General features: G+C 38.3%; 7 protein-coding genes. 6 read left to right on the top strand and 1 reads right to left on the bottom strand.

Annotation, left to right across the window (positions count from 1 at the left end):
- Positions 1-226: 226 nt before the first annotated feature.
- Positions 227-1,606 carry a sigma-54 interaction domain-containing protein gene (locus AC1DTM_RS16320; protein ID WP_477000491.1) on the bottom strand — a complete coding sequence of 460 codons (1,380 nt, stop codon included), beginning with the start codon at positions 1,604-1,606 and terminating at the stop codon, positions 227-229.
- 140 nt (positions 1,607-1,746) lie between these two features.
- On the opposite strand from AC1DTM_RS16320, the gene AC1DTM_RS16315 reads away from it, so the two are divergent.
- The 6 genes from AC1DTM_RS16315 to AC1DTM_RS16290 form a co-directional block, all read left to right on the top strand.
- A complete protein-coding gene (locus AC1DTM_RS16315; RefSeq protein ID WP_477000490.1) occupies positions 1,747-2,799 on the top strand; it encodes a proline racemase family protein in 1,053 nt (350 codons plus the stop codon).
- Between the two features lie 26 nt (positions 2,800-2,825).
- Positions 2,826-4,061, top strand: coding sequence for a dicarboxylate/amino acid:cation symporter (locus tag AC1DTM_RS16310; RefSeq protein WP_016103873.1), 1,236 nt, complete (start codon positions 2,826-2,828; stop codon positions 4,059-4,061).
- A complete protein-coding gene (locus AC1DTM_RS16305) occupies positions 4,055-5,032 on the top strand; it encodes an ornithine cyclodeaminase family protein (RefSeq protein ID WP_016103874.1) in 978 nt (325 codons plus the stop codon). The genes AC1DTM_RS16310 and AC1DTM_RS16305 overlap by 7 nt, the downstream gene beginning before the upstream one ends.
- Before the next feature lie 203 nt (positions 5,033-5,235).
- Positions 5,236-5,532, top strand: a complete 297-nt coding sequence (locus tag AC1DTM_RS16300) for a WXG100 family type VII secretion target (RefSeq protein ID WP_477000489.1) — start codon at positions 5,236-5,238, stop codon at positions 5,530-5,532.
- Positions 5,533-5,688: 156 nt separating this feature from the next.
- Positions 5,689-5,964 carry a TIGR04197 family type VII secretion effector gene (locus AC1DTM_RS16295; RefSeq protein ID WP_477000488.1) on the top strand — a complete coding sequence of 92 codons (276 nt, stop codon included), beginning with the start codon at positions 5,689-5,691 and terminating at the stop codon, positions 5,962-5,964.
- A 39-nt stretch (positions 5,965-6,003) separates the two neighbouring features.
- The coding region (locus tag AC1DTM_RS16290) for a DUF3958 family protein (protein WP_477000487.1) at positions 6,004-6,255 on the top strand (252 nt) is incomplete at its 3' end.

Below are 6,255 nucleotides of genomic sequence, written 5' to 3'. Positions count from 1 at the left end.
GTCTTATAGTTTTAAGTACATTACTTCATAATGTTCATCTGTTTTAACCTTAATATCCAATTATTTCAGAAGAGATCCTCCACAATCTGGCCCGTTTGTTGCAAAAGAAAAGGAGGTGCCACAGCACCTCCCAAGAACGAATATGTGGCTTGAATTCCACAATGAATTTTACACACTATGAATAAATGACTTTTTTATTGGTTTATGAACATACACACACCGCTGATTATCGCTCTACTTCATAAGTAATCCCATACTTTTTCAGCTTCTTATATAAGTTAGCCCGGGACATTCCTAACTTTTTCGCAGCGATGCTTTTGTTTCCGTACGTGTCTTCGAGAGCTTGTATAATTCTAGTTTTCTCTAAGTTCTTTTTCTCATCAGTGAGTGAGCGCTCTGTATGATAGACAGATTTTTGCGAAGGCAATAGCTGCAAAATATTTGCCTCACGTATTTCTTTCCCGTCATGAAGGACAATTAATCTTTCTATTATATTGCGTAGTTCGCGAATATTACCCGGCCAAAAATATGTATGTAGCCTGTTCATTGCTTCTTGATGAACGAAAGGAGCGGGCTTGTTATATTTAAAAGAAAATTCCTTTAAGAAATGATGAGTTAAAAAGGAAATATCGTCTGTTCGCTCTCGCAGCGGCGGGATGTGCGCCGTAAAAACATTTAATCTATAAAACAAATCAGATCGAAACGTCCCGCTGAGCACCATGTCTTCTAAAATACGATTCGTTGCGGCGACAATTCTTACGTTTATTTTTTTCGGCGTTTGCCCACCAATTCGGTAAATTTCTTTTTCTTGTAAAGCGCGAAGTAGTTTTACTTGCATATCAAGCGGTAGTTCTCCCACTTCGTCTAAAAATAAAGTGCCGCCATTTGCTAATTCTAACTTTCCTGCCTTTCCGCCCTTAGCGGCTCCAGTATATGCTCCGGATTCATAACCAAATAACTCACTTTCAAATAGGGCGGCAGGAATAGCGCCGCAATTAATCGGGATAAAAGATTGCTTACTTCTCAGGCTTGCTTCATGAATGGCCTGGGCAAAGAGTTCCTTCCCAACGCCGCTTTCGCCTGTAATTAAAATCGTCGCATCTGTTTTCGCTACCTTTTTCATGTTGTGGATTATGTGCTGAAGTGTTGCGTTATTTCCTTTAATCGTGCTGAAGGGGTCATCTTGTTGATGTTGAATCAGTTGCTTTAATTGCTGTAATTCTTCAGAAGTAGAGGATAATTTTTCATTTAACTTAATCGTTGCAGTAATATCTCGTTCTACAGACATAGAGCCAATTAATTCATTGCTTTCGTCATAAATAGGAGTCGTACTAATTAAGACGTGCTTATCTGGCCGAGGAAGATGATAAATATCCCGGACCGGTTGCCCGCTCTTAAGAACTTTTAAATTCATAATATCTTCTTTTGAAAAAAACTCTTGCACATTTCTACCGATAATATCTTCTTTCTTAATGTCATACATTTTTTCTGCTGCCTCATTCCAGTACAACATAACGCCCTTCGTATTTACGATAGAAATCGCTTCTTCCACGTAAGAGAGGAGTGTATGTAACGTTGGAACTGCAAAGTTATCGAATTGTTTCATAACGTGGCCTCCAAAAGAATTTATCCCGTAATAATGAGTAGGGGATTTATAAAAAAGTAGACAGTGGTATACAGATTTGTTGCCAAAAGGATACACCTTTTTCAGAAAAATGTAAACAAATTAACGCTCTACACTTTGGCATGATAATTGCAATAAAAATAGTATCAATATATAGAGGAGAGATAGAAATGAAGATTAGTAAAATATACACAACAATTGATGCTCACGTAGCTGGGGAACCACTTCGAATTATTACGGGCGAAGTGCCAGTGATAAAGGGAGAAACGCAACTAGAAAGACGCGCGTACTGCATGGAACATTTGGATCATCTTCGTGAGATTCTTATGTATGAACCGAGGGGACATCACGGAATGTACGGTTGTATCATTACTCCGCCTGCAAGTCCTCACGCTGATTTTGGCGTATTATTTATGCACAATGAAGGCTGGAGTACGATGTGCGGTCATGGCATTATTGCTGTTATTACAGTTGGAATTGAAACAGGTATGTTTGAAGTGACAGGTGAAAAACAAAAATTCATTATTGATAGCCCTGCTGGGGAAGTTATTGCGTACGCAAAATATAACGGAAGCGAAGTTGAATCCGTATCATTTGAAAACGTTCCTTCGTTCGTATATAAGAAAGACGTTCCTATCAAAATAGATGACTATGAATTTCAAGTAGATATCGCGTTTGGCGGAGCATTTTATGCTGTAGTGGATAGTAAAGAATTTGGTTTGAAAGTCGATTTCAAAGACTTAGCTGCTATTCAAACGTGGGGCGGTAAAATTAAGCACTACATTGAGAGTCAAATGGAAGTAAAACATCCACTTGAAGAAGATTTAAAAGGAATATACGGCGTTATTTTCTCAGATGAACCGAAAGAAAAAGACGCTACTTTACGAAATGTCACGATCTTTGCTGATGGGCAAGTAGACCGTTCCCCTTGCGGCACAGGAACTTCCGCAAGAATCGCAACCCTTTTTGAAAAAGATGCCTTACAAAAAGGAGAGATTTTCATCCACGAATGCATTACTGACGGCAAATTTGAGGGAGAAGTATTGTCGGTAACAGAGGTAGACAAATATGAAGCAGTCGTTCCGAAAGTAACGGGAAATGCATTTATTACAGGATTCCATCAGTTTGTTGTAGATCCGAGGGATGATTTGAATCGGGGGTTTTTGTTAGCTTAATGTTTTCTTAAGGGAGGGACCTTTGGATGAAGTGGTGGCGAAAACAAAATTTACCTGTGAAAATTTTGATAGGGGCATTAATCGGTATTGTTTTAGGTATAGCATTTGGACCGAAAGTAGCTGTTTTAAAGCCGATTGGGGATATATTTATTCGCTTATTACAAATGATTATTGTTCCTTTAACTTTTTTAAGTATCGTCTCAGGTATCGCGCAGCTTGAAAATCCGAAAATGTTAAGGGCGATTGGCGGCAGAATTTTTATTTACTATGCAGTCACAGCGGTATTAGCGACAAGCATTGGCGTAGTGATCGCTTTTATTATCAACCCTGGTAAAGGAGTAGAAGGTCTTCTTGCGAATGGGCAGAACTTTAAAGAAGAGAAGTTTAGTTTTGTAGATAATATCGTGCAATGGTTTCCTTCTAACGTCATTCAAGCAGCTTCAGAAACGAGTATGCTTCAAATTATTATCTTTGCTATTTTTGTCGGGGTGGCACTTATTCTTCTTGGGGATCAAGCGAAAGGAATTCGTAAATTAGTGCATGAAGGATCAGGAGTCATGATTAAAATTGCAGAGCTCGTTATCGGATTTGCCCCATACGGAATTATGGCGTTAATTGCTCATGTAGTTGGCACATTTGGAGCTGACATGCTTACTGCGGTCGTTAGCTATGTAGTAGCTGATTATTTATCATTGCTACTCATTGTGTTCATTATGTACCCAATTGTACTGAAAGTTTTCGGGAAAATAAGCCCAATTCATTTCTACAAACAAGTGAGTCCAGCTATGCTCGTAGCTGCTAGTACGACATCAAGTAGCGCAACGCTTCCGGTAACGATGGAAGTAGCGCAAAAAAGACTTCGTATCCCTGAATCGGTAGCTGGTTTCACCATTCCACTTGGAGCTACTGTTAATATGAACGGACTATCAGCAGCGCTCGGTGTTTTAGCGGTCTTCGCATTAAACGTATATGGTATTCCGATTACATTTGGGCTTATTCTGCAAACTGTATTTTTAGGAATTGTCCTTGCAGCGGGCTGCGCTGGAGTAAAAGGTGCGGACGTTATTACCGCGACCATTTTACTTTCTACACTAGGGCTCCCGCTAACAATTATCCCGATCATTGCGGCGGTTTCTCCGCTCGTTGATATGGGCCACACAGTTGTAAATATTACGGGTGATTTAGTAGGAGCGCAGGTCGTGAATGAAAATATCACATCTAGTGAAGAAAAGAATTTAGAAAAGGGTGAACAAATATGCTAGTCATAAGCGCGAACGAACAAAAAAACTTAGTAAATATGAATGAAGTCATTGAATACGCGGCGCTTGCTTTAAAAGAATTTTCAGCAGAAAGAACGATTACACCAATTCGCGGCTCATTACCATTTGCGAACGAGCAAAATACCGCATTAATTATGCCTTCAGTAGCGGAAGGACTTGAAGCACTCGGCTTAAAAGTAGTAACAGTAGCTCCTCATAATAAAAAGATAGGAAAGAAAACGATAAACGGGATCGTTATGCTATCAGATTTTCAAACGGGAGAACCGCTCGCACTTTTAGAAGGTTCGTACTTAACGATGATCCGAACAGGCGCTTTATCAGGTGTAGCGACAAAACATTTAGCTCGTCATAACGCAAAAACTTTATGTATTATCGGAACCGGTGAACAGGCGAAAGGAATTGCAGAAGCAGTATTCGCGGTTAGAAATATCGAAAAAGTCATTTTATACAATCGAACGGAAGAAAAAGCGTATGCATTCGCGCAATATATACAGGAGACATTTAACAAACCAGCTTACGTCTATGCAAGTCCAAATGAAGCAATAAGCGAAGCAGACATCATCGTCACAACAACGAATGCATCCACACCAGTCTTCACAGAAACACTAAAAAAAGGCGTCCACATAAATGCCGTCGGTTCATTCAGACCGAGCATGCAAGAACTACCATCTCACGCCATCGCTAACGCAAACAAAGTAGTAGTTGAATCAAAAGAAGCAGCATTGGAAGAAACGGGTGACCTTCAAGTTCCTATAAAAGAAGGATTATTTGAAGCGAGCGACATCCACGCCGAACTTGGTCAAATTATAAGCGGGGAAAAAGCTGGTAGAGAGAACGATGAAGAGATTACTATTTTTAAATCAGTTGGTCTAGCAGTAGTAGATATTATCGTCGCGAAGTATTTGTATGAGAAAGCGGTGGAGCGTGGGATGGGTACTATGATTCAGTTGTGAGACTGCCTTTTGGTGGTCTTTTTTGCATAAAATCTTGTAAAGCAAGAAAAAGTAGAATATGTAATGATTAGAATTGAATATTAATATTCTAATATTCAACAGAAAGATAAAACGTTTAAAAGTTCAGAATAATATTTTATAATATATTTAGTAAAATTAACCAATGTATATTTTGCTCATTATGTATTAAAGGGGAAATGAAAATGGCTGGACAAATTCGTATGTCACCAGAGGAGCTTAAATTGAAAGCGGCTCGATATGGACAAGGTGCAAATCAAATTGAGGAYATTTTAMGTCAAYTACAAAACTTACAAAATGAATTAAGAGGAGAATGGGAAGGWCGTGCTTTYGAAGGTTTTGAYCAACAGTTCAATSAATTAAAGCCAAARGTACAAAACTTYGCACAGCTATTACAAGAAATTAATRTGCAGCTKAATAAAACTGCAGAGGCTGTTGCTTCTCATGATGAAGAATTATCACGTAATTTCGGTTTGAAATAAAAATTGTYWTACTCTATATAACAAGCATTTCAAATGAGCCATACAGCTTATATTGTATGGCTYATTTGATTGCATGCCYAGCGAGTGATATTGATARGGATATATAATGAGATTTCTTTRATRCRTTTGGAAAACKTATAGAAAGGRTTTGAAAGAATGGGACAATTTCAAAGTAATTTACAAAMAGCAACGCAAATTGCTACGAAAATGGGATCAGCCTCTGATAGGATTCAAAGTGCAACCAGTCGTTCTATAACAAAGGCGACGCGTACAACATTATCTGYTAATTTMAAAGCACAAGAAGCGAATCARCAAGTCTTAGATTTGACGAGACAATTTCTTGCTGCCTTTCAACAATCGATTGATAATATTCACTCGGTAGCTAACGAGTTTGAGAGAATGGATAATGAACTTCATAATACCTTTCGCTAATGTGACTATCTGATAAAAGTAAAAGGGTAGGGGGAAAAGATGAGTCAAGATATTGAAAAACAAATTAATCAATTGAATCAAAAACTACAAAGTGTATTCGAAGAACAGGATCGAAATCAATTTGCAATTCAAACCCAGGAACATGTGGAACGAGATTTTTATGAATGGAAAAATAGAAGTAATCGTTTATTTAATCGAATTTTAGAAACTTGGCATCGTGATAAAGAATTATCTTATTTTTTTATGAATATGCGTCAAGAAGCACAACACATTGAGCGAAAACTTACATTC

This window comes from Bacillus sp. P4_D3, assembly GCF_056401855.1.
The sequence above is the reverse complement of the archived record's forward strand: the minus strand, read 5'-3'. Positions and strand labels throughout refer to the sequence as shown.